General features: G+C 71.9%; 21 protein-coding genes. 2 read left to right on the forward strand and 19 right to left on the reverse strand.

What is annotated here, in order from left to right:
- Positions 1-85 precede the first annotated feature (85 nt).
- The 3 genes from rpe to fmt all read right to left on the reverse strand — a co-directional run bounded on the left by rpe (position 86) and on the right by fmt (position 3,372).
- On the reverse strand, positions 86-769 hold the full coding sequence (gene rpe, locus ACH4UK_RS23935; RefSeq protein ID WP_398359377.1) for a ribulose-phosphate 3-epimerase: 684 nt from the start codon (positions 767-769) through the stop codon (positions 86-88).
- Between the two features lie 136 nt (positions 770-905).
- Complete coding sequence (locus ACH4UK_RS23940; RefSeq protein WP_398359379.1) at positions 906-2,339, reverse strand: RsmB/NOP family class I SAM-dependent RNA methyltransferase; 1,434 nt, start codon at positions 2,337-2,339, stop codon at positions 906-908.
- 100 nt (positions 2,340-2,439) lie between these two features.
- Positions 2,440-3,372, reverse strand: coding sequence for a methionyl-tRNA formyltransferase (gene fmt / locus ACH4UK_RS23945; protein ID WP_398359381.1), 933 nt, complete (start codon positions 3,370-3,372; stop codon positions 2,440-2,442).
- Between the two features lie 270 nt (positions 3,373-3,642).
- On the opposite strand from fmt, the gene ACH4UK_RS23950 reads away from it, so the two are divergent.
- Positions 3,643-4,209 (forward strand): hypothetical protein, encoded by a 567-nt coding sequence (locus ACH4UK_RS23950; protein WP_398359383.1) that lies wholly within the window; start codon positions 3,643-3,645, stop codon positions 4,207-4,209.
- A 168-nt stretch (positions 4,210-4,377) separates the two neighbouring features.
- Here the strand turns inward: ACH4UK_RS23950 and ACH4UK_RS23955 are convergent, their stop codons facing one another.
- The 14 genes from ACH4UK_RS23955 to pyrR all read right to left on the reverse strand — a co-directional run bounded on the left by ACH4UK_RS23955 (position 4,378) and on the right by pyrR (position 20,997).
- Positions 4,378-6,522: a primosomal protein N' gene (locus ACH4UK_RS23955; protein WP_398359385.1), complete on the reverse strand. Its 2,145-nt coding sequence runs from the start codon at positions 6,520-6,522 to the stop codon at positions 4,378-4,380.
- 132 nt (positions 6,523-6,654) lie between these two features.
- Entirely contained in the window at positions 6,655-7,863 is a 1,209-nt protein-coding gene (gene metK / locus ACH4UK_RS23960; RefSeq protein WP_398359387.1) for a methionine adenosyltransferase, read from the reverse strand.
- A 232-nt stretch (positions 7,864-8,095) separates the two neighbouring features.
- The gene (gene coaBC, locus ACH4UK_RS23965) at positions 8,096-9,307 is read right to left on the reverse strand and encodes a bifunctional phosphopantothenoylcysteine decarboxylase/phosphopantothenate--cysteine ligase CoaBC (protein WP_398359389.1); all 1,212 of its coding nucleotides are present in this window, start codon (positions 9,305-9,307) and stop codon (positions 8,096-8,098) included.
- Between the two features lie 140 nt (positions 9,308-9,447).
- Entirely contained in the window at positions 9,448-9,720 is a 273-nt protein-coding gene (gene rpoZ, locus ACH4UK_RS23970) for a DNA-directed RNA polymerase subunit omega (protein ID WP_003970369.1), read from the reverse strand.
- 44 nt (positions 9,721-9,764) lie between these two features.
- Positions 9,765-10,358, reverse strand: coding sequence for a guanylate kinase (gene gmk, locus ACH4UK_RS23975; RefSeq protein ID WP_026290991.1), 594 nt, complete (start codon positions 10,356-10,358; stop codon positions 9,765-9,767).
- A gap of 38 nt (positions 10,359-10,396) precedes the next feature.
- Entirely contained in the window at positions 10,397-10,720 is a 324-nt protein-coding gene (locus ACH4UK_RS23980) for an integration host factor (RefSeq protein ID WP_003970367.1), read from the reverse strand.
- A 245-nt stretch (positions 10,721-10,965) separates the two neighbouring features.
- Positions 10,966-11,805: an orotidine-5'-phosphate decarboxylase gene (pyrF, locus tag ACH4UK_RS23985; RefSeq protein WP_398359391.1), complete on the reverse strand. Its 840-nt coding sequence runs from the start codon at positions 11,803-11,805 to the stop codon at positions 10,966-10,968.
- On the reverse strand, positions 11,802-12,914 hold the full coding sequence (locus tag ACH4UK_RS23990) for a quinone-dependent dihydroorotate dehydrogenase (RefSeq protein ID WP_398359393.1): 1,113 nt from the start codon (positions 12,912-12,914) through the stop codon (positions 11,802-11,804). Before ACH4UK_RS23990 ends, pyrF begins: the two co-directional genes overlap by 4 nt.
- Positions 12,915-12,999: 85 nt before the next feature.
- The gene (gene carB, locus ACH4UK_RS23995; protein WP_398359395.1) at positions 13,000-16,308 is read right to left on the reverse strand and encodes a carbamoyl-phosphate synthase large subunit; all 3,309 of its coding nucleotides are present in this window, start codon (positions 16,306-16,308) and stop codon (positions 13,000-13,002) included.
- A complete protein-coding gene (gene carA, locus ACH4UK_RS24000) occupies positions 16,301-17,440 on the reverse strand; it encodes a glutamine-hydrolyzing carbamoyl-phosphate synthase small subunit (RefSeq protein WP_398359397.1) in 1,140 nt (379 codons plus the stop codon). The genes carB and carA overlap by 8 nt, the downstream gene beginning before the upstream one ends.
- Positions 17,437-18,045, reverse strand: coding sequence for a hypothetical protein (locus tag ACH4UK_RS24005; RefSeq protein ID WP_398359399.1), 609 nt, complete (start codon positions 18,043-18,045; stop codon positions 17,437-17,439). Before ACH4UK_RS24005 ends, carA begins: the two co-directional genes overlap by 4 nt.
- On the reverse strand, positions 18,042-19,328 hold the full coding sequence (locus ACH4UK_RS24010) for a dihydroorotase (protein WP_398359401.1): 1,287 nt from the start codon (positions 19,326-19,328) through the stop codon (positions 18,042-18,044). The genes ACH4UK_RS24005 and ACH4UK_RS24010 overlap by 4 nt, the downstream gene beginning before the upstream one ends.
- A 2-nt stretch (positions 19,329-19,330) precedes the next feature.
- Positions 19,331-20,317 (reverse strand): aspartate carbamoyltransferase catalytic subunit, encoded by a 987-nt coding sequence (locus ACH4UK_RS24015; RefSeq protein ID WP_398359403.1) that lies wholly within the window; start codon positions 20,315-20,317, stop codon positions 19,331-19,333.
- A gap of 95 nt (positions 20,318-20,412) precedes the next feature.
- Positions 20,413-20,997, reverse strand: coding sequence for a bifunctional pyr operon transcriptional regulator/uracil phosphoribosyltransferase PyrR (gene pyrR / locus ACH4UK_RS24020; protein WP_398359405.1), 585 nt, complete (start codon positions 20,995-20,997; stop codon positions 20,413-20,415).
- A 222-nt stretch (positions 20,998-21,219) separates the two neighbouring features.
- Between pyrR and bldD the strand changes: the two genes are divergently transcribed.
- The gene (gene bldD / locus ACH4UK_RS24025; protein ID WP_014157378.1) at positions 21,220-21,720 is read left to right on the forward strand and encodes a transcriptional regulator BldD; all 501 of its coding nucleotides are present in this window, start codon (positions 21,220-21,222) and stop codon (positions 21,718-21,720) included.
- 189 nt (positions 21,721-21,909) lie between these two features.
- Here the strand turns inward: bldD and nusB are convergent, their stop codons facing one another.
- On the reverse strand, positions 21,910-22,341 hold the full coding sequence (nusB, locus tag ACH4UK_RS24030; protein ID WP_050359374.1) for a transcription antitermination factor NusB: 432 nt from the start codon (positions 22,339-22,341) through the stop codon (positions 21,910-21,912).
- 2 nt (positions 22,342-22,343) lie between these two features.
- Entirely contained in the window at positions 22,344-22,910 is a 567-nt protein-coding gene (gene efp, locus ACH4UK_RS24035) for an elongation factor P (RefSeq protein WP_398359407.1), read from the reverse strand.
- Positions 22,911-22,931: the final 21 nt, after the last annotated feature.

The following is a 22,931-nucleotide window of genomic DNA, read 5'->3' on the forward strand; positions in this document are numbered from 1 at the left end:
GTTCACACGCCCGATACGCCGTTCATCCTGTCAGATCCGGCGATCCTTGATCGGCCCTGTCGGGCCGCGTTCATCTGTCCTTGGTTCAGTGGCCGCATGCCCAGGGGGCGCCGGCCGTCACCGCGTCCGCCTGCGCCCGCAGCTGCCGCACCGCCGCCGCCGGGTCCGCCGCACCGTAGACCGCGGATCCGGCCACGAAGACGTCGGCGCCGGCCTCGGCACACCGCTCGATGGTGGTGGCCGAGACCCCGCCGTCGACCTGGAGCCACAGTTCGAGGCCGTGCTTGCTGATCAGCTCCCGGGTGCGACGGATCTTCGGCAGCATGATGTCGAGGAACGCCTGGCCCCCGAAGCCCGGCTCGACCGTCATGATCAGCAGCATGTCCAGCTCGGGGAGCAGGTCCTCGTACGGCTCGATGGGCGTCGCGGGCTTCAGCGCCATCGAGGCGCGCGCCCCCTTGGCCCGGATCTCGCGTGCCAGGCGCACCGGGGCCGCCGCGGCCTCCACGTGGAAGGTGACGGAACCGGCGCCGGCCTCGACGTACTGCGGGGCCCAGCGGTCCGCGTCCTCGATCATGAGGTGGCAGTCCAGCGGGGTGTCCGTGGCCTTGCTGAGCGCTTCGACGATCGGCACGCCGAGGGTCAGGTTGGGCACGAAGTGGTTGTCCATGACATCGACGTGGAGCCAGTCCGCGCCTTCGACGGCCTTCGCCTCCTCGGCGAGACGCGCGAAATCGGCGGACAGGATGCTGGGGTTGATCTGCGCCATGCCCCCAAGCCTGCCACGTTCCGGGCCGGTTCCCCGCCTCGATGGGCCCCGAAGCCTCACGCGGCCATCACAGTTCGCACATTCTGGTCATTTTGCCAGCGCTTTACTCTTCTTTTGCCGTTGACCGGGGCGAGATTCAGCCGGTCCGGCGCAGCAGCGCCAGATACATCGCGTCCGTACCGTGCAGATGCGGCCAGAGCTGGACGTCGGGCCCCTCCCCCAGGGCGGGCACCCCGGGCATCAGCGGGCGGGCGTCGATCCACTCCGCCGCCACCGGCTCCCCGCCCCGGCCCCTGAGAACGTCCTCGACCACCACGCGGGTCTCCGCGAGATGCGGCGAGCAGGTCGCGTAGCCGACCACGCCGCCGATCCGTACGGCCTTCAACGCCTCGCGCAGCAGGCCGCGTTGGAGCGGGGCGAAGCTCTCCAGGTCCTCGGCGCGCCGCCGCCAGCGGGACTCCGGGCGACGCCGCAGCGCGCCCAGGCCGGAGCAGGGCACGTCCATCAGGATGCGGTCGAAGGTGCCGGGCAGCCACGGCGGGCGGGTGCCGTCGGCGGTGATCACCTGATACGGACCGGGGTTGCCGGCGAGCGCCCGCTCGACCAGCCGGGCGCGGTGCGGCTGCTTCTCGGCGGCGAGCAGGGCGGCGCCCCGCCCGGCGGCGAGCGCGGCCAGCAGGGCGGCCTTGCCCCCGGGGCCCGCGCAGCCGTCCAGCCAGCGGGTGTCGCGGCCCTCCACGGGTGCGGCGGCCAGGGCGGCGGCGACCAGCTGGCTGCCCTCGTCCTGAACGCCGGCCCGGCCCTCCTGGACGGCTTCCAGCGCGCCTGGCTCGCCGCCCTCGACCATCCGCACGGCGTACGGGGACCAGCGGCCCGGCAGGGAGTTGTCCTCGCCCAGGGCCTTGACCAGCTCGTCGGTGGTGGAGCGGCCGGGGCGGGCCGCCAGGGTCACCTCGGGCCGCTCGTTGTCGGCCTCGAGGAGGTCCTCGATGCCCGCCCGGCCGCCGCCCAGCGCGTCCCAGAGGGCGGAGACGATCCAGCGGGGGTGGGAGTGCACGATGGACAGGTGGTCCTCCGCGTCCTGATCGAACGGCGGGGCGACCTTCTCCACCCAGCCGTCGAGATCGTGCGCGGTGACCTTGCGCAGCACCGCGTTGACGAACTTCGCGCGCCCCTCCCCCAGCACCACCCGGGCCAGCTCCACACTGGCGGAGACGGCCGCGTGGGTGGGGATGCGGGTGCCGAGCAGCTGGTGGACGCCCATGTTGAGGACGTCGAGGACCGGCGGGTCGACCTCGCGCAACGGCCGGTCGATGCAGGCCGCCACGATCGCGTCGTACGTGCCCTGCCGGCGCAGCGTGCCGTAGACCAGCTCGGTCGCCAGCGCCGCGTCCCGGCTGTCGAAGTCGCCCTTGGCGCGGGCCTTCTTCAGCAGCGGGGGCAGCACGAGGTTGGCGTACGCGTCGCGCTCGTCGACGGCCCGGAGCGCCTCGAAGGCGAGGAAACGGACCGGGTCCTTCTGCGGACGGCGGTGGGGCCTGGCGGGACGGCGACGCGGCTGGTCGTTCACGTGAAAGGTGCTCCGCTGATGGTGAGAGGGGCGAACCCTCCCAGCGTACGTCGCCGCCCCGGGCCCCTCGAACTGCGGCCCGGCCCCCGGGGCGTGGGACTCAGAGGCCCAGCAGCTCGCCGTGGACGATGCGGACGCCGCGCGCCCAGTCGGCGGCCTTCATCGGCTTCTTGCCCTGCGGCTGGACCCAGAGCAGCTCGACCGCGTGCGATCCGGTGCCCACGTACACGTTGTTCTTGGCGGCCGACAGCTCGCCCGGGGCCAGGTCGGTCCGGTCCAGGACCGGTGTGGCCTGGATCAGCTTGAGCCGCTCGCCGCGGAACAGGGTCCAGGCGCCGGGGGCCGGGGTGCAGCCGCGCACCACCCGGTCGACCCGCAGGGCGGGCGCGGACCACTGGACCTCGGCGTCCTCGACGGTGATCTTCGGGGCCGGGGTGACGCCTTCGTGGGGCTGGGGCACGGCGTGCAGCGTGCCGTCCTCGATGCCGTCCATGGTGGCGGCGAGCAGCCCGGCGCCGGCGAAGGCGAGCCGGGTGAGCAGGTCGCCGCTGGTGTCGGTGGGGCGGATCTCCTCGGTGAGGACGCCGTAGACCGGGCCGGAGTCCAGCCCCTCCTCGATCAGGAAGGTCGACGCGCCGGTGACCTCGTCCCCGGCCATCACCGAGTGCTGGACCGGCGCCGCGCCCCGCCAGGCGGGCAGCAGCGAGAAGTGCAGGTTGACCCAGCCGCGGGCGGGCACATCCAGGGCCACCTTGGGCAGCAGGGCTCCGTACGCGACGACCGGGCAGCAGTCCGGAGCGATCTCCCGCAGCCGGGCGAGGAACTCCTCGTCCCGGGGGCGCGCGGGCTTGAGCACCTCGATCCCGGCCTCCGCCGCCCGCTCGGCCACCGGGCTCGCGACGAGTCGGCGGCCGCGCCCGGCGGGGGCGTCGGGACGGGTCACGACGGCGGCCACCTCATGGCGGTCGGAGGCGATCAGGGCGTCCAGGGCGGGGATGGCGACTTCGGGGGTGCCGGCGAAGACGAGCTTCATGGGTGGCTGACTGCCTCTCGGGCCAAGACGTACGGTGACGAGCAGCACACCAGTCTAGGGGGTGGCCCCGGGAGCGCACCCGGCTCACCTGCTGACGACCGCACGGCGGCCGGGGGGCGTACGCGCGCCGCGCACGCCCCGTGCATATGCACATACGCCCCTATAGCGTGACCACATACCCGGCTCGGGCGTTGGTCAAAGGAGATTGACCGAAGCGGGCCGCCCCGATGCGGCCCGATCCCTTTCAACGCCGGTTCGAGAGGCTTCTTCATGGCCGACCACGCAACGCACGACGCCCAAGCGCGGGCCAGTCTGCATCTTCTGGTGCGGGACATCGAGCGGGTCCGGCGGCAGGTGGACGCGCTGCGCACCCTCACCGCCCAGCTGGGCAACGTCTACCGTCCGCGCCGCTCCGGCCCCTCCGCGGGCTTCGTCGTCTACGGCAGGGCCCCGGCCCCCACCGTCCGCCTCGCGCAGGAACTGCGGGACAGCGTCGAGACCCTGGTCACGGCCGCGGTGGACTTCGACCGCTCGCTGGGCTTCTCCTGGGACGCGGTGGGCTCCGCCCTCGGCGTCACCAAGCAGGCCGTGCACCGCCGTTACGGAACGCGCCGGGCCACGCCGCAGCCCGCCGCCGAGACGGGCGGCGAGACGACGGCCGTGCCGCGCCCGGTGTCCGTCGCTCCCGGCCTGGCCGGGCCCTCCGCCGGGGGGCCCGCCTCCCCGGTGCCCTCGGTCCCGGCGGCCCGCTCGATGCCGCCGCAGCATGCGTCGGGCCAGCAGCCGGTCCGCGAGGAACTGCGCCCCGGCGCCTTCCCGGGCCCCCGCAACGGCTGACCGCACCCCCGCCCCTCTGCCCCACCGTGCCGGTCGCACGGCGGGGCAGTCCCGCGTCCGGGCCCGCAGCGGTGTCCGGCGGACGGGGAAGGGCCGGGCGTCGAGGACCCGGGCGGGATCCGCCGGCCCCACCCTCCCTCGATGACGGCGAGGGTCTCCCCCGTCGCCTCAGCCGATCTCCGGCGGGTCGATCCTGATGCGTATCGGCTCGTTCGCGCCCTTGGCCATGCGGGCCGCGAGCGCCGTCTTGAGGGCGCGGGCGAGCGCCGCCCCCCGTCCCGGGACCACCCGGATCAGCGCGCGCTCCCAGCTCTCCCCCGGCGGGGCGTCCCCCGGCCGGCGGGGCCTGCCCGGCTCGGCCGCCGCGACCGGCACCGGCCCCAGGATCTCGGCCTCCGGCGGCAGCCCGGCGGCCCGGAGGAACGCGGCCAGCGCCGCGGCCGGGCCGGTCGCCGAAGCCATCCGGGAGACCGGCGGGAAGCCCAGCTCGGCCCGCTCCGCCAGCTCCCGCCGGGCGAATCCCGCCGGGTCCCAGCGGACCAGCGCCTGCACCGCACGCTCCGTCGGCTCGGCCACGATCACCACCGTGCCGCCCTCGTCCTGTCCCCGCACCAGCGCCCCCGCCGCCGTCCACCGGCGCAGCGCCTCCTCACCCGCCCGCAGGTCGGGCCGGCCGAGCATGGCCCAGCCGTCCAGGAGCAGGGCTGCCGCATACCCGCCGTCGGCGACGGGCTCCGCGCCCGGCGTGCTGACGACCAGGGCGGGGGCGTCGGGCACCGCGTCCAGGATGTGGTCGCGCCCCGAGGTGCGGACGGGCACGGCGGGGAAGGCCCGGCCCAGCTCCTCCGCGGTGCGGCGGGCGCCGACGATCTGGGCGCGCAGCCGGGGCGAGCCGCACTCCGCGCAGTGCCAGGCCCGCTCGGCCCGCCCGCACCAGGCGCAGTTCAGATCCTGCTGGTCCGGGGCCTGGAGGGGGCCCGCGCAGTGCCGGCAGCGGGCGGGGGTGCGGCAGCGTTCGCAGGCGAGCCGGGGGGCGTAACCCCGGCGGGGCACCTGGACCAGCACCGGACCGCTGCGCAGGCCGTCACGCACCGTCTGCCAGGCGAGGCTGGGCAGTCGGGCGGAACGGGCGGCCCCGTCCCTGGCCAGCTCGCCGTCCCCGACCGTACGGATCAGGGGCGCGGCCCGGCGCAGCCGCTCGCGGTCGGCGAGGAGCGGCAGCGCCCAGCCGCTCTCCACGAGCTGGGCGGCCTCGACCGTGCAGCTGTGCCCGCCGAGCAGGAAACCGCAGCGGCCCTGGGCGGCCCGCAGCTCCAGGACCTCGCGGACATGCGGGAAGGGGGCGTTGTCGTCGCTGTGGCTGGAGTCCCCGTCGTCCCAGACGACGACCAGGCCGAGGTCCTGGACGGGGGCGAACATGGCGGCCCGGGTCCCCACGACCGCCCGGACCGAGCCGCGGCGGACCGCGAGCCACTGCCGGTAGCGCTTCTCGGGGCCGGAGTCGGCGGTCAGCAGGGCGTGCCGGCCCGTGCCGAGCAGCTCGGTCAGGGCCGCGTCGACCCGTCCGGCGGCCCGTCCGTCCGGGACGACGACGAGCGCTCCGCGCCCGGAGGAGAGCGTCGCCGCGACGGTCCCGGCGATCTCGGCGGGCCAGTGCGGGCCGGGCAGGGCGGTCCACACCGCGCGCGGCGCTCCGCCCTCGGCCAGCGCGCGCAGGAAGGCGGGGCCCTGGCCGTACCGCTCCCAGGTGCCCGGGTCGGGGGGCGGGGGCGGGGGCAGCGGGTCCGGGGACGGCTTGGACTCGGCGCGGGCGTTGCGGGGCGGGACGGCGAGCTGGAGGACGTCGGCGAGGCTGCCCGCGTACCGGTCGGCGACGGCGCGGCAGAGAGCGAGCAGATCGGGCCCGAGGACCGGCTCCGGGGAGACCACAGAGGCGAGGGCGGCCAGTGCGCCCTGGTAGTCGGATTCGGCGCGGCGCTCGACGACGAAGCCGTCGATCAGGCCGCCGCCCTCGCGCCGGCCGCCCTGGACGTTGCGCCCGCCGGCCCCGAAGCGCACCCGCACCCGGACGCCCGGCCGGGCGTCGGCGTCCAGCTCCTCGGGGACCGCGTAGTCGAAGTACTGGTCGAGGTGGAGGACGCCCTTGTTGACCAGGACGCGGGCGACGGGCAGTTCCTCGGCGAGCGGGGCGCCGCGCCAGGTCCGCGGCTTGGCGCGCGGCACCTTCGCCCGGCGCACGGTCTCCCGGATCAGCGCAAGCTGCTCCGGCGGCCCGGCGCCGGGCTCGGCGGACTGCTCGTTCTCGCTGCTCACAGCTGAATTCCTACCAGAGACCACTGACAACGGCGGGGGCACGGCAGCGGGGCCCGGCCACCGCGTTCGGTGTCCGGGCCCCGCTGCCGTACTCGATGACACCCGCCCCGCTGTCGTCCGCGGGACGGTTTGCTACAGACCGGCGGCGGCGCGCAGGGCGTCCACGCGGTCGGTGCGCTCCCAGGTGAAGTCCGGCAGCTCACGCCCGAAGTGGCCGTAGGCGGCGGTCTGGGCGTAGATCGGGCGGAGCAGGTCGAGGTCCCGGATGATCGCGGCGGGGCGGAGGTCGAAGACCTCGCCGATCGCGTTCTCGATCTTCTCGGTGTCGACCGCGGCGGTGCCGAAGGTCTCGACGAACAGACCGACGGGCTCGGCCTTGCCGATCGCGTAGGCGACCTGGACCTCGCAGCGTGCGGCGAGACCGGCCGCCACCACGTTCTTGGCGACCCAGCGCATCGCGTACGCGGCGGAGCGGTCGACCTTGGACGGGTCCTTGCCGGAGAAGGCGCCGCCGCCGTGCCGGGCCATGCCGCCGTAGGTGTCGATGATGATCTTGCGGCCGGTCAAACCGGCGTCGCCCATCGGGCCGCCGATCTCGAAGCGGCCGGTCGGGTTCACCAGGAGGCGGTAGCCCTCGGTGTCCAGCTTGATGCCGTCCTCGACGAGCAGTCCGAGCACGTGCTCGACGACGAACTCGCGGATGTCGGGCGCGAGCAGCGAGTCCAGGTCGATGTCGGAGGCGTGCTGCGAGGAGACGACCACCGTGTCCAGCCGGACCGCCTTGTCACCGTCGTACTCGATGGTGACCTGGGTCTTGCCGTCGGGACGCAGGTAGGGGATGGTCCCGTTCTTGCGCACCTCGGACAGCCGGCGGGCGAGGCGGTGCGCGAGGTGGATCGGGAGCGGCATCAGCTCCGGGGTCTCGTCGCAGGCGTAGCCGAACATCAGGCCCTGGTCGCCCGCGCCCTGCTTGTCGAGCTCGTCCTCATCACCCTCGACCCGCTTCTCGTACGCGGTGTCGACGCCCTGCGCGATGTCCGGCGACTGCGAGCCGATCGACACCGAGACGCCGCAGGAAGCACCGTCGAAGCCCTTTTTGGAGGAGTCGTAACCGATCTCCAGAACCTTGTTGCGCACGAGGTTGGGAATGTCGGCGTAGGCCTTGGTGGTGACCTCGCCCGCGACATGCACCAGACCCGTGGTGATCAAGGTCTCGACGGCGACGCGCGAGGCGGGGTCCTCGCGCAGGAGCGCGTCGAGAATCGTGTCGCTGATCTGGTCAGCGATCTTGTCGGGGTGACCCTCGGTGACGGATTCCGAGGTGAAGAGACGGCGGGACACATCGCTCCCTGGGGTTGCAGCGGCTGCTGGCTGATCATGGGTGGCACGCCCGAGAGCTGCGCTCGGCCCGTACCGTCGGCCAGTTTATCGGTCGCATCCGGCAGCCGGGCCAGGTGTCTCGCCCTTTGGGAGGTTCGTGACGTGCGCCACTCGTTGTTCCAGTAGGACAATCCACCCTCCCCGGCCACCGTTTTGGGGCTTATGGGACGCTTTCGCTCGCCCGGAGGGTTGATTATGAAATCGGCTGGAACCTTCCTGAAACCAGATCCCAGACCGTGTCGGCAAGAGCTTCCTTGGGGCCGTACGGCACCGGCGTCTCCTGGCCGTCGGCGGCGAGGACGACCGCTTCGTTCTCCTCCGAGCCGAAGGTCTTGCGCTCCCCCACCTCGTTGACCACGAGGAGGTCGCAGCCCTTGCGGCGGAGCTTCGCACGGCCGTTGGCCAGCACGTCGTCGGTCTCCGCGGCGAATCCGACGACGATCTGGCCGGGCCGGGCGCGCTCGGCGGAGACCTCGGCGAGGATGTCGGGGTTGCGGACCAGGGTGAGAGCGGGCGCCTCCTGGCCGTCCTTCTTCTTGATCTTGCCCGAGGCGTACTCGGCAGGGCGGAAGTCGGCCACCGCGGCCGCCATCACCACGACGTCCGCGTCGGGGGCCGCCTTCAGCACCGCCTCGCGCAGCTGGACGGCCGTGCCGACCCGCAGGACGTCGGCCCCCGCCGGATCGGGCAGCCCGGTGTTGGCCTCGATCAGGGTGACCCGGGCGCCCCGGGCCACCGCGGTGCGCGCCAGCGCGTAACCCTGCTTGCCGGAGGAGCGGTTGCCCAGGAAGCGCACCGGGTCGAGCGGCTCGCGGGTGCCGCCCGCGCTGATCACCACATGGCGGCCCGCGAGGTCCGGCCCGGTGACACCGCGCGCCAGCACCCGACGGCAGACCTCGAAGATCTCGCCGGGATCGGGCAGCCGGCCCTTGCCGGTGTCGACGCCGGTGAGCCGCCCGACGGCGGGCTCGATGACGACCGCGCCCCGGCGGCGCAGCGTGGCGACGTTCTCCTGGGTGGCCGGGTGCTCCCACATCTCGGTGTGCATGGCCGGAGCGAAGACCACCGGACAGCGGGCGGTCAGGAGCGTGTTGGTGAGCAGGTCGTCGGCGAGCCCGTGGGCGGCCTTGGCCAGCATGTCCGCGGTGGCCGGGGCGACCACGACGAGATCGGCGCCCTGCCCGATCCGCACGTGCGGGACCTCGTGGACGTCCTCCCAGACCTCGTCGGACACGGGGTGGCCGGAGAGCGCCGACCAGGTGGCGGCCCCCACGAAGTGCAGCGACGCGGCGGTCGGGACGACCCGTACGTCGTGGCCGGACTCGGTCAGCCGGCGCAGCAGCTCGCACGCCTTGTAGGCGGCGATCCCCCCGCTGACCCCCAGGACGACCTTCGGCTTGTCCACTGCGTCTCCCCGCACTCGGCAACGTAAGGCAACGTATCCGTCCCATGCTGCCTCACCGCACCGAACGCGTTCATCCGGCCCCGGACACACCTCAGGCCCGGCGGACGGGCCGCCGGGCCTGGAGTGAAGGTGCTGCTGCGTTACTGCGCGGGGCCCTCGATGGCCTCGGAGGTCAGCAGGCCCGCGTTGATCTCGCGGAGCGCGATCGACAGCGGCTTCTCGTGCACATGGGTGTCGACGAGCGGACCGACGTACTCGAGGAGGCCCTCGCCGAGCTGCGAGTAGTACGCGTTGATCTGGCGGGCGCGCTTGGCCGCGTAGATCACCAGGCTGTACTTCGAGTCGGTGGCCTCGAGGAGCTCATCAATCGGCGGGTTGATGATGCCCTCGGGCGTGGTGATGGAAGAGGACACTCTCTGCCTTCCGAAGGGGGTAAAAGGTCAAAGATCAAAGAGATCTAAGCCTGAAGCATCAACGTTAGCAGCTCACGCGCCACGTCCTCGACGGAGGTGTTGACGAGCGTCGTATCGAACTCGGCCTCGGCAGCCAGTTCGATCTTGGCGGCGGCGAGCCGGCGCTCGATGACCTCGGGCGCCTCGGTGCCCCGGCCGGTGAGCCGGCGCACCAGCTCCTCCCAGCTCGGCGGCGCCAGGAAGACCAGGCGCGCGTCGGACATCGACTGGCGGACCAGCCGGGCGCCCTGGAGGTCGATCTCCAGCAGGACCGGCTCACCGGCCTCCAGGCGGTCCAGCACGGCGCGGCGCGGCGTGCCGTAGCGGTTGCCCGCGAACTCGGCCCACTCCAGCAGTTCACCGTTGGCGACGAGTTTGTCGAACTCCTCGTCGTCCACGAAGAAGTAGTGGACACCGTTGCGCTCCCCGGGGCGCGGCTTGCGTGTCGTCGCCGACACGGAGAGCCAGACCTCGGGGTGCACGGTGCGCATATGAGCGACGACCGTGCTCTTGCCGACGCCCGAAGGGCCGGAGAGCACGGTCAGCCGCGGACGTACGTCCGGGGGTACGGGGGACGTCCCCCGGGATGTTGCAGCCATGGGGCGATTATCCAGGTTCCCAGGAGTGCCTGAGAACGTCAGGCGGGGCTGCCGCCGAACTCACGCTCCAGGGATGCGATCTGATTGGAGCCAAGACCCCTGACCCGGCGGCTCTCGGAGATGCCGAGACGCTCCATGATCTGCTTGGCGCGGACCTTGCCGACGCCCGGCAGGGATTCCAGCAGTGCGGAGACCTTCATCTTCCCGATGACGTCGTTCTCCTGGCCCTGCTTGATGACCTCGTGGAGGGAGGCGCCGGAGTGCTTGAGTCGATTCTTGACCTCGGCCCGCTCCCGGCGAGCCGCGGCGGCCTTTTCGAGCGCGGCTGCGCGCTGTTCAGGGGTAAGGGGCGGAAGAGCCACGCCTACGTCACCTCGGATGTCGATCTGTCGGATACGGACCGGCGGGGAAGCTGGACGCCACCCACCAGGTGAGAGCCGAACACACTGTGCTCGGCCGCTCTTCGACGGAGACTAGCGGCAAGGGCCGCTGTAGTCAGCGAGAACAGACGAAAAGTCCTGGTCAGCTGTGGCCGACCAGGATTTTCGCGACATATCGACCAGGTTTCTCGTCAGTATTTCGTCAACACGCTGTAAACGTGTCAGGGTCAGCTGCCGGATACGGCGCCGCGGACCTCGTCCGCGAACCGTTCGGCGGCTTCGCGCAGCCCGGACACGTCCGGGCCGTGGCGCAGCACGCCCCGGCTCACGCTGGGCACCACGTTGCCCACCGCGTCGCCGAAGACCGCGGGAAGATCCGCCGGGGTCGCCCCCTGCGCGCCGATGCCGGGCGCCAGCAGCGGCCCGTTGATCGCCAGGTTCACTCCCGCGTCGCCCAGCGTCGCGCCGACCACCGCGCCGACCGAGCCGAGCGGGGTCGCGCCCTCGTTCTCCGCCGCCATGTGGTCGAGCATCAGCTGGGCGAGCGGGCGGCCGTCGGCGGCCGTGGCCCGCTGGACCTCGGCGCCCTCCGGGTTGGAGGTGAGGGCCAGGACGAAGACGCCCGCGCCGGAGACGGCGGCGGCGTCGAGCGCCGGGCGCAGCGAGCCGAAGCCGAGGTACGGGGAGACGGTGACCGCGTCGGAGAAGAGCGGGGAGTCCTGGTCCAGGAAGGTCGCCGCGTAGGCGCCCATGGTGGAGCCGATGTCGCCGCGCTTGGCGTCCATCAGGACGAGCGCGCCGGCGGCCCGCGCCTCCTCGACGGCCTTCTCCAGTACGGCGATGCCGCGCGAGCCGAACCGCTCGAAGAACGCCGACTGCGGCTTGAGGACGGCGACCCGGTCGGCCAGCGCCTCCACGACGGTCCGGGTGAAGCGCTCCAGGCCCGCGACGTCGTCGTTCAGGCCCCAGGAGGTGAGCAGCGAGGCGTGCGGGTCGATGCCGACGCAGAGCGGCCCACGGGTGTCCATGGCGTGGCGCAGTCGGGCGCCGAAGGGTTCGAGCGTCACAGGGCGGCCTTCTTCCGGGTCTCGGCGCCGACGGCCTCGGCGAGGGTGGCGTACGGGGAGGCGGCGAGCCGGGCGGCGAGGCCCCGGTGGATCGCACGGGCGTAGCAGGGACCTTCGTAGATGAAGGCGCTGTAGCCCTGGACGAGGGTGGCCCCGGCGAGGATCCGCTGCCAGGCGTCCTCGGCGTTCTCGATGCCCCCGACGCCGACCAGGGTGATCCGGTCCCCCACACGGGCGTACAGGCGGCTCAGGACCTCCAGCGAGCGTTCCGTGAGGGGCGCGCCGGACAGTCCGCCGACCTCCGCCACCAGGGCGGGGTCGGACTTCAGGCCCAGGCTCTCGCGGGCGATGGTGGTGTTGGTGGCGATGATGCCGTCCAGGCCGAGTTCCACGGCGAGGTCGGCGACCGCGTCGACGTCCTCGTCCGCGAGGTCCGGGGCGATCTTGACGAGCAGCGGGACGCGCCGGGTGGTGACGGTGCGGTCGGCGGCTTCGCGGACGGCGGTGAGCAGCGGGCGCAGCGACTCGGTGGCCTGAAGGTTGCGCAGGCCGGGGGTGTTGGGCGAGGAGACGTTGACGACCAGGTAGTCGGCGTGACCGGCGAGGGCCTCGGTGGACTTCACGTAGTCGGCGGCGGCCTCGGCCTCGGGCACGGCCTTGGTCTTGCCGATGTTGACGCCGACGGTGGTGCGGAAGACGGGACTGCGTGCGGCCAGGCGGGCGGCGACGGCGGCGGAGCCCTCGTTGTTGAAGCCCATGCGGTTGATCAGCGCGCGGTCCGCGACGAGCCGGAAGAGACGCTTCTTGGGGTTGCCGGGCTGCGGTTCGCCGGTGACGGTGCCGATCTCGATGTGGTCGAAGCCGAGCATCGCCATGCCGTCGATCGCGATGGCGTTCTTGTCGAAGCCGGCGGCGAGTCCGAAGGGGCCGTGCATCCGCAGGCCGAGGGCCTCGGTGCGCAGCTCCTTGAAGCGCGGGGCGAGGACGGCGGCGACGAAGGTGCGCAGGACGGGGACGCGGGCGGCGAGGCGGATCCAGCGGAAGGCGGCGTAGTGGGCCTGCTCGGGGTCCATGCGCTGGAAGACCAGCCGGAAGAAGAGCTTGTACATGAAGAGATGTCCTTGGTGCTCGGTGTGCTCGACAGGGCTCGCAAAGAGGGGGACACCGTTTGACGGTGTCCCCCTCTCCGGGCGGCTAGTCGCGCGCCGCGGTCAAGTGTTCCGCGTGTTCCTGGAGGGAACGGACGCCGACGTCGCCGTGGTTGAGGGCGTCGATGCCCTGGACGGCGGCGGCGAGCGCCTGGACCGTGGTCAGGCACGGTACGGAGCGGGCGACGGCCGCGGTGCGGATCTCGTAGCCGTCGAGCCGGCCGCCGGTGCCGTACGGCGTGTTGACGATGAGGTCGACCTCGCCGTCGTGGATGAGCTGCACGATCGTCTTCTCGCCGTTCGGGCCGGTGCCCTCGGACTGCTTGCGCACGATGGTGGCGTTGATGCCGTTGCGCTTGAGGACCTCGGCGGTGCCGGAGGTGGCCATCAGCTCGAAGCCGTGGGCGACCAGCTCGCGGGCCGGGAAGATCATCGAGCGCTTGTCCCGGTTGGCGACCGAGATGAACGCGCGGCCCCCGGTGGGCAGCGGGCCGTAGGCGCCCGCCTGGGACTTGGCGTACGCCGTGCCGAAGACCGAGTCGATGCCCATGACCTCGCCGGTGGAGCGCATCTCCGGGCCGAGGACCGTGTCGACGCCCCGGCCGTGGATGTCGCGGAATCGCGACCACGGCATCACGGCCTCCTTGACGGAGATCGGCGCGTCCAGCGGCAGGGTGCCGCCGTCGCCGGTCTTCGGCAGCAGGCCCTCCGCGCGCAGCTCGGCGATGGTCGCGCCCAGCGAGATGCGGGCGGCGGCCTTGGCGAGCGGGACCGCGGTCGCCTTCGAGGTGAAGGGGACCGTGCGGGAGGCGCGCGGGTTGGCTTCGAGGACGTAGAGGATGTCGCCGGAGAGCGCGAACTGGATGTTGATCAGTCCGAGCACGCCGACGCCCTTGGCGATGCCCTCGGTGGAGGCGCGCAGCCGCTTGATGTCGAAGCCGCCGAGCGTGATCGGGGGCAGGGCGCAGGCCGAGTCGCCGGAGTGGATGCCGGCCTCCTCGATGTGCTCCATGACGCCGCCGAGGTACAGCTCGGCGCCGTCGTAGAGGGCGTCCACGTCGATCTCGATGGCGTCGTCGAGGAAGCGGTCGACCAGGACCGGCCGGGTGGGGCTGATCTCGGTGGACTCGGCGATGTACGAGGCGAGGCGCGTCTCGTCGTACACGATCTCCATGCCGCGGCCGCCGAGGACGTAACTCGGCCGGACGAGGACGGGGTAGCCGATCTCGTCGGCGATGGCCTTGGCCTCGCCGAAGGTGGTGGCGGTGCCGTGCTTGGGCGCGGGCAGTCCGGCCTCGGCCAGGACCCGGCCGAAGGCGCCCCGGTCCTCGGCGGCGTGGATGGCCTCCGGGGAGGTGCCGACGACGGGCACGCCGTTGTCCTTGAGCGCCTGGGAGAGGCCGAGCGGGGTCTGGCCGCCGAGCTGCACGATGACACCGGCGATCGGGCCCGCCAGCGATTCGGCGTGCACGATCTCCAGGACGTCCTCCAGGGTGAGCGGCTCGAAGTAGAGCCGGTCGGAGGTGTCGTAGTCGGTGGAGACGGTCTCGGGGTTGCAGTTGACCATGACGGTCTCGTAGCCCGCGTCGCTCAGGGCGAAGGAGGCGTGCACGCAGGAGTAGTCGAACTCGATGCCCTGGCCGATGCGGTTGGGGCCCGAGCCGAGGATGATCACGGCCGGCTTGGTGCGGCTCGCGACCTCGCTCTCCTCGTCGTAGGAGGAGTAGAAGTACGGCGTGTTCGCGGCGAACTCGGCGGCGCACGTGTCAACGGTCTTGTAGACCGGCCGGATGCCCAGCGCGTGCCGGACCTCGCGGACGACGTCCTCGCGCAGCCCGCGGATCTCGCCGATCTGGGCGTCGGAGAAGCCGTGCCGCTTGGCCTCGGCGATCAGGTCGGCGTCCAGGCGCTCGGCGGAGGCCAGCTCGTCGGCGATCTCCTTGATCAGGAAGAGCTGGTCGACGAACCAGGGGTCGATCTTCGTGGCGTCGAAGACCTCCTCCTGGGTGGCTCCGGCCCGGATCGCCTGCATGACGGTGTTGATCCGGCCGTCGGTCGGGCGGACCGCTTCCGCGAGCAGCTCGTCCTTGTCGCCCGGCTCGCCGGTGAAGGCGAACTGCGAGCCCTTCTTCTCCAGCGAGCGCAGGGCCTTCTGGAGCGCCTCGGTGAAGTTCCGGCCGATCGCCATGGCCTCGCCCACCGACTTCATGGTGGTGGTGAGGGTGGAGTCGGCGGAGGGGAACTTCTCGAAGGCGAAGCGCGGGGCCTTGACGACGACGTAGTCGAGGGTCGGCTCGAAGGAGGCCGGCGTCTTCTCGGTGATGTCGTTGGGGATCTCGTCGAGGGTGTAGCCGACGGCCAGCTTGGCGGCGATCTTGGCGATCGGGAAGCCGGTGGCCTTGGAGGCGAGCGCCGAGGAGCGGGAGACGCGCGGGTTCATCTCGATGACGATGACCCGGCCGTCGACGGGGTCGATGGCGAACTGGATGTTGCAGCCGCCGGTGTCGACGCCGACCTCGCGGATGATCGCGATGCCGACGTCGCGCAGCCGCTGGTACTCGCGGTCGGTGAGCGTCATGGCCGGGGCGACGGTGATGGAGTCGCCGGTGTGGACGCCCATCGGGTCGAAGTTCTCGATGGAGCAGACGACCACGACGTTGTCGTTGCGGTCGCGCATCAGCTCCAGCTCGTACTCCTTCCAGCCGAGGATGGACTCCTCCAGGAGCACCTCGGTGGTCGGGGAGAGCGTGAGGCCCTGTCCGGCGATGCGGCGCAGCTCCTCCTCGTCGTGGGCGAAGCCGGAGCCGGCGCCGCCCATGGTGAAGGAGGGACGGACGACCACGGGGTAGCCGCCGAGGGTGTCGACGCCGGCGATGACGTCGTCCATGGTGTGGCAGATGACGGAGCGGGCGGACTCGCCGTATCCGATCTTCGCCTTGACGGCCTCGACGACGCCCTTGAAGAGGTCGCGGTCCTCGCCCTTGTTGATCGCCTCGACGTTGGCGCCGATGAGCTCGACGCCGTACTTCTCCAGGACGCCGTTGTCGTGCATCGAGATCGCGGTGTTCAGCGCCGTCTGGCCGCCGAGGGTGGGCAGGAGCGCGTCGGGGCGCTCCTTGGCGATGATCTTCTCGACGAACTCGGGGGTGATCGGCTCGACGTAGGTGGCGTCGGCGATCTCCGGGTCGGTCATGATCGTCGCCGGGTTGGAGTTCACCAGGATGACGCGCAGGCCCTCGGCCTTGAGGACGCGGCAGGCCTGGGTGCCGGAGTAGTCGAACTCGGCGGCCTGGCCGATGACGATCGGACCGGAGCCGATGACCAGGACGGACTGGATATCGGAGCGCTTAGGCACGCTGGCCCTCCATCAGGGTGGTGAAACGGTCGAAGAGGTACGCGGCGTCGTGCGGGCCGGCGGCCGCCTCGGGGTGGTACTGGACGCTGAAGGCGGGCCGGTCCAGAAGCTGGAGGCCCTCGACCACCTGGTCGTTCAGGCAGACGTGGGAGACCTCGGCGCGGCCGAACTCCGTGTCGGACACCCGGTCCAGCGGGGCGTCGACGGCGAAGCCGTGGTTGTGCGCGGTGACCTCGACCTTGCCGGTGGTGCGGTCCTGCACCGGCTGGTTGATGCCGCGGTGGCCGTACTTCAGCTTGTAGGTGCCGAAGCCGAGCGCGCGGCCGAGGATCTGGTTGCCGAAGCAGATACCGAAGAGCGGGGTGGAGCGCGTGAGGACGCCCCGCATGAGGGCGACCGGGTGGTCGGCGGTGGACGGGTCGCCGGGGCCGTTGGAGAAGAAGACGCCGTCCGGCTCCACCGCGTACACCTCCTCCAGGGTGGCGGTGGCGGGCAGCACGTGCACCTCGATGCCGCGTTCGGCCATCCGGTGCGGGGTCATGCCCTTGATGCCGAGGTCGATCGCGGCGACGGTGAACTTCTTCGTGCCGATCGCGGGGACGACGTAGGCCTCCTTGGTGGCGACCTCGGCGGAGAGGTCGGCGCCGGTCATCTCGGGGGCCTGGCGGACCCTGGCGAGCAGGGTGCCCTCGTCGGGGATCGCGTTGCCGGAGAAGATCCCGACGCGCATCGCGCCGCGCTCGCGCAGGTGGCGGGTGAGGGCACGGGTGTCGACGCCGCTGATGCCGACGACGCCCTGCGCCACCAGCTCCTCGTCCAGCGAGCGCCGGGAGCGCCAGTTGGAGGGCTTGCGGGCGGGGTCGCGGACGACGTAGCCGGAGACCCAGATGCGACCGGACTCGGGGTCCTCGTCGTTGACGCCGGTGTTGCCGACGTGCGGGGCCGTCATGACGACGACCTGGCGGTGGTACGAGGGGTCGGTCAGCGTTTCCTGGTAGCCGGTCATGCCGGTGGAGAACACCGCTTCGCCGAAGGTCTCCCCCACGGCCCCGTAGGCGCGGCCGCGGAAGGCGCGACCGTCCTCCAGGACGAGTACGGCGGGGGTCTGGTCCCCCCGGGTGGAGATCGTCATCGTGCGGTGCCTTCCGTAGGGGTGCTGGTGAGTTCCGTGGCGGCCGGGCCACCGGTGAGCCGGTTGACGGCGTCGACCCAGGCCCGGTGCTCGGCGGCGCGGTCGGAGCGGAAGCCGGAGTCGATCAGCGTCTCGCCGTGCGCCCAGGTGATGATCAGGAGGCCGCCCTCGGGGAGGACCTTGCCCGCGAGCGCCTTGTCGAGACGGGCCTCGCGCAGGGCCTCGGCCGGGACGAAGAAGTCGCTCGCGCCGGGGCGTACGACGTCCAGGCCGCGGGCGGTGAGCCTGAGCTCGGTACGGCTGCGGGTGCCCAGGCCGTGCGCGACGATCCGGTCGAGCCACTGCCCGGCGGTGGTGGAGGCGTGGTAGCGCCCCGCCAGCGTCAGCAGCGTCTCGTCGTCGGCGAAGCCCTCGGGGGTGGCCGGGAGCTCCGGCATGCCGGACTGGAGGCTGCCGCGCCACTTCCAGCCCTGGCGCATCAGCCAGTAGACGAGGGCGATGAAGACGAGCAGGCCGACCACCCAGGCGATGCGGGCGGCCCAGTCCGTCACTTCCGCCGACTTCTGCTCGGCGGCCAGGTGGTACAGGGGGGTCAGAGTTGTCACGCGAGCTTCCCGTCGACGACCGTGGCACGGCCCCGCAGGAAGGTATGGGTGACGCGGCCCGGCAGCTCACGGCCCTCGTAGGGGGTGTTGCGGCTGCGGGACGCGAAGCCCGCGGGGTCCACGGCTCCACGGTATGCCGGATCGACCAGGGTGAGGTTGGCGGGCTCACCCGCCGAGACGGGGCGGCCGTGTCCTTCGAGCCGGCCGATGGCCGCGGGGCGGAAGGACATCCGGTCCGCGACGCCCGCCCAGTCCATCAGGCCGGTGTCCACCATCGTCTGCTGGACGACCGAGAGCGCGGTCTCCAGGCCCACCATTCCCATGGCGGCCGCGGCCCACTCGCAGTCCTTGTCCTCGTGCGGGTGCGGGGCGTGGTCGGTGGCGACGCAGTCGATCGTGCCGTCGGCGAGCGCCTCGCGCAGGGCCAGGACGTCGGCCTCGGTGCGCAGCGGCGGGTTCACCTTGTAGACCGGGTTGTAGGTGCGCACCAGCTCGTCGGTGAGCAGGAGGTGGTGCGGGGTGACCTCGGCGGTGACGTTCCAGCCCTTGGACTTGGCCCAGCGGACGATCTCCACGGAGCCGGCGGTGGAGAGGTGGCAGATGTGGACGCGGGAGTCGACGTGGGCGGCGAGGAGGACGTCGCGGGCGATGATCGACTCCTCGGCGACGGCGGGCCAGCCGCCGAGTCCCAGCTCGGCCGAGACGATGCCCTCGTTCATCTGGGCGCCCTCGGTGAGCCGGGGCTCCTGGGCGTGCTGGGCGACGACGCCGTCGAAGGCCTTCACGTACTCCAGGGCGCGGCGCATGATCACCGCGTCGTCGACGCACTTGCCGTCGTCGGAGAAGACCTTCACCCCGGCGGCGGAGTCGTGCATCGCGCCGAGCTCGGCGAGCTGCTTGCCCTCCAGACCGACGGTGACCGCGCCGACGGGCTGCACGTCGCAGTAACCGGACTCCCGGCCGAGCCGCCAGACCTGCTCGACGACGCCGGCGGTGTCGGCGACCGGGAAGGTGTTGGCCATGGCGTGGACGGCGGTGAAGCCGCCGACGGCCGCGGCCCTGGTGCCGGTGAGAACGGTCTCGGAGTCCTCACGGCCGGGCTCGCGCAGATGGGTGTGCAGGTCGACCAGGCCGGGCAGCAGGATCTGTCCCTCGGCCTCGATCACGGTGGCGCCGGCGGCGTCGATGGAGGCGGCCACCTCAGTGACGGTCTCGCCGTCGATCAGGACGTCCCCGGGCTCGCCGCCGAGGATCCGCGCACCGCGAATAACGATCTTGCTCATGGTTACTTGTTCTCCTCGGTACGGGCGGGGGCGGCGGACAGTGCGGTGTCGGAGCCGCCGAGCAGCAGGTAGAGCACGGCCATGCGGATGGAGACGCCGTTGGCGACCTGCTCGACGACCGTGCAGCGGTCGGAGTCGGCCACCTCGGCGGTGATCTCCATGCCGCGGACCATCGGGCCGGGGTGCATGACGATGGCGTGCTCGGGCATCTTCGCCATCCGCTCGCCGTCCAGGCCGTAGCGGCGGGAGTATTCGCGCTCGGTGGGGAAATAGGCGGCGTTCATCCGTTCGCGCTGCACACGCAGCATCATCACCGCATCGGACTTCGCCAGCACGTTGTCGAGGCTGTAGCTGACGTCGCAGGGCCACTTCTCGACGCCCACGGGGACGAGGGTGGGCGGGGCCACCAGAGTGACGTGCGCGCCGAGCGTCGTCAGCAGGTGGACGTTGGAGCGGGCGACGCGGCTGTGCAGGATGTCGCCGACGATCGTGATGCGGCGGCCGTCCAGGTCGCGGCCGAGCCCGGTGTCGGCGCCGACGAGCCGGCGGCGCATGGTGAAGGCGTCCAGCAGGGCCTGGGTGGGGTGCTCGTGGGTGCCGTCCCCGGCGTTGACCACAGCTCCGTCGATCCAGCCGGAGGTGGCGAGCCGGTAGGGGGCGCCGGAGGCGCCGTGCCGGATGACGACGGCGTCGGCGCCCATCGCCTCCAGGGTCAGCGCGGTGTCCTTCAGGGACTCGCCCTTGGAGACGGACGATCCCTTGGCGGAGAAGTTGATGACGTCGGCGGACAGCCGCTTGGCGGCCGCCTCGAAGGAGATGCGGGTGCGGGTCGAGTCCTCGAAGAAGAGGTTGACGACGGTGCGGCCGCGCAGGGTGGGGAGCTTCTTGATCGGCCGGTCCGCGACCCGGGCCATCTCCTCGGCGGTGTCGAGGATCAGGACGGCGTCGTCGCGGGTGAGGTCGGCGGCCGAGATGAGGTGACGCTTCATCTGGGGGGTCTCCGGGGGGCTGGAGGGAGTTTCAGGCATGCGGGCGCGCAGGAAGCCGCCGTACGGCCCCGGAAGGACGTACGGGAGCGCTCGGGCTACTGCGTGTCCGCGGGGGCGGCCTGCTTGACGCCGAGCAGCACGGCGTCGCGGCCGTCCTCCTCGGTGAGCTGGACCTTGACCGTCTCCCGCAGCGACGTGGGGAGGTTCTTGCCGACGTAGTCCGCGCGGATCGGGAGTTCCCGGTGGCCGCGGTCGACGAGGACCGCGAGCTGCACCGCGCGCGGGCGGCCGATGTCGCCGAGCGCGTCGAGGGCGGCGCGGATCGTGCGGCCGGAGAAGAGCACGTCGTCGACCAGGACGACCAGGCTGCCCTCGATCCCCTCGCCGGGGATGTCGGTGCGGGCCAGGGCGCGCGCCGGGCGCATCCGCAGGTCGTCGCGGTACATGGTGATGTCGAGCGATCCGACCGGTGTCTTCCGGCCGGTGATCTCCTCGAGTTTGTCGGCGAGACGGCGGGCGAGGAAGACGCCCCGCGTCGGGATGCCGAGCAGCACCACGTCGTCGGCGCCCTTGGCGCGTTCGACGATCTCGTGGGCGATACGGGTCAGAACACGGGCGATGTCGGGGGCCTCGAGAACGGGGCGCGCCGCGTTGCCGGTGTCGTCGTGCTGTGCGTCCATAAGAAACGGACCTCCTTCTCCGCCTCACGGGACGGATCGTTAAAGGACGTCGAAATTGCGTCATCCACGCTACCAGGGCTTGCGCTCGGCCCTGGCCCCGCCCCAGGGAGGTGCCGGTCCGGACCATTCGGCTTGACGCATCCAAGTAACGCTGCGTAACCTCACAGTGAGTTACCAGCCACGCGGCGGAGCCGCACACTGTTCCAGCGTCCGGGGAGCCATATGTCCAGCGAATACGCAAAACAGCTCGGGGCCAAACTCCGTGCCATCCGCACCCAGCAGGGCCTTTCCCTCCACGGCGTGGAGGAGAAGTCCCAGGGTCGCTGGAAGGCCGTCGTGGTCGGTTCGTACGAGCGCGGCGACCGTGCCGTGACCGTACAGCGCCTCGCCGAGCTGGCGGACTTCTACGGGGTTCCGGTGCAGGAGCTGCTGCCCGGCACGACGCCCGGCGGGGCCGCCGAGCCGCCGCCGAAGCTCGTCCTGGACCTGGAGCGCCTCGCCCACGTCCCGCCGGAGAAGGCCGGTCCGCTGCAGCGCTACGCGGCGACGATCCAGAGCCAGCGCGGTGACTACAACGGCAAGGTGCTCTCGATCCGCCAGGACGACCTGCGCACGCTCGCCGTGATCTACGACCAGTCGCCGTCCGTGCTCACGGAGCAGCTCATCAGCTGGGGCGTGCTGGACGCGGACGCGCGCCGCGCGGTCGCCCACGACGAGGGCTGAGCGAGCGGGGCAGGGCCCCACAGCAGAAACGTGCCGCCGGGCGGGCGGGGACCCTCGGGTCCCCGCCCGCCCGGCTTTGTCCGTGCCCGCGCGGGGGCCCGGCGGCGCTCCCGGGTACGCCGAAGGGCCCACGGTCGGCTGACCGTGGGCCCTTCGTGGCGCGTGCGACCGAACCGTCGCGGCTAGGGGCTACTGCTCCCGGCGGAGGTTCGGCTTCAGGTCCTTGAAACGGGCCAGCATGCCGTTCACGAAGGACGGGGAGTCGTCGGTGGAGAACTCCTTGGCGAGCTGGACGGCCTCGTCGATGACCACGGCGTCCGGGGTCTCGTCCATCCAGATCAGCTCGTACGCACCGAGCCGCAGGATGCTCCGGTCGACGACCGGCATGCGGTCGATCTCCCAGTCCACGGCGTAGGTGACGATGAGGTCGTCGATCCGGTCCGCGTACTGCGCGTACCCCTCGACGAGCTCCATCGTGAATTCGCCGACCGGCGGCTGACGGTCGTCGGTCCGCGAGAGCCGAACCCAGTCCGCGAGGACGCTCTGCACGGACTCACCGCGCTGGTCGGCCTCGAAGAGGATCTGGAAGGCGCGCTTGCGGGCCTTGTTCCGGGCAGCCACGGTTAGCCGTTCACCCGGCCGAGGTAGCCGCCCGTGCGGGTGTCGACCTTGATCTTCTCGCCGGTGGAGATGAAGAGCGGCACGCCGATCTCGTAACCGGTCTCCAGGGTGGCGGGCTTGGAGCCGCCGGTGGAGCGGTCGCCCTGGACGCCCGGGTCGGTGTGCTGGATCGTCAGCTCGACCGCGGCGGGCAGCTCGACGTAGAGCACCTCGCCCTCGTGCTGGGCGACGGAGGCGGTGAAGCCCTCGATCAGGAAGTTGGCGGCGTCGCCGACAGCCTTGCGGTCGACCATGAGCTGGTCATACGTGTTCATGTCCATGAAGACGAAGTACTCGCCGTCCATGTACGAGAACTGCATGTCACGGCGGTCGATGGTGGCCGTCTCGACCTTCACGCCGGCGTTGAACGTCTTGTCGACGACCTTGCCGGAGAGCACGTTCTTGAGCTTGGTGCGCACGAAGGCGGGGCCCTTGCCGGGCTTGACGTGCTGGAACTCGACGACGGACCAGAGCTGGCCTCCGTCGAGCTTGAGCACCAGGCCGTTCTTGAGGTCGTTCGTGGAAGCCACGGTTGCGGAATCTCCTGGACT

It is taken from the genome of Streptomyces sp. NPDC020884 (assembly GCF_044333935.1).
Classification (GTDB): Bacteria; Actinomycetota; Actinomycetes; order Streptomycetales; family Streptomycetaceae; genus Streptomyces.